The 450-nt window shown below is 51.6% G+C and carries 1 protein-coding gene; it reads left to right on the forward strand.

Annotated elements, in window-relative coordinates; translation table 11 throughout:
- Positions 1–447, forward strand: a 447-nt coding sequence (locus ACTHUR_RS20755; protein WP_440400692.1) for an NnrS family protein, incomplete at its 5' end; no start/stop codon positions are given.
- Positions 448–450: the final 3 nt, after the last annotated feature.

Here is a 450-nt window from a genome sequence, read left to right on the forward strand (position 1 = left end):
GTGATTTTTACCGTGCAGGTGTACCGCTGGTGGTATAAAGCTGTACTGAAAGAGCCTATGCTTTGGATTTTGTTTGCCGGCTATCTGTTTCCCGGCTTGGGCTTGATTGCAGTCGGTCTTTCTTATTGGATTTCAAACTTCCTGAATTTGGGCGTGCACCTTATCGGCGTTGGCGGTATCGGCGTGCTGACTTTGGGCATGATGGCACGAACCGCGCTTGGCCATACCGGCAACTCTATTTATCCGCCGCCTAAAGTGGTTCCTGTCGCCTTTTGGCTGATGATAGCCGCAACGGTTGTCCGTGTTTTGGCAACCTTTGTGAACGGTACGGCATACACGCACAGTATCCGTTGCTCCGCCGCTTTGTTTGCTGCTTCTTTGCTGTTGTACGCATGGAAATATATTCCTTGGTTGATCCGTCCGCGTTCGGATGGTCGTCCGGGTTAACGG

This window comes from Neisseria sp. P0021.S007 (genome assembly GCF_051956855.1).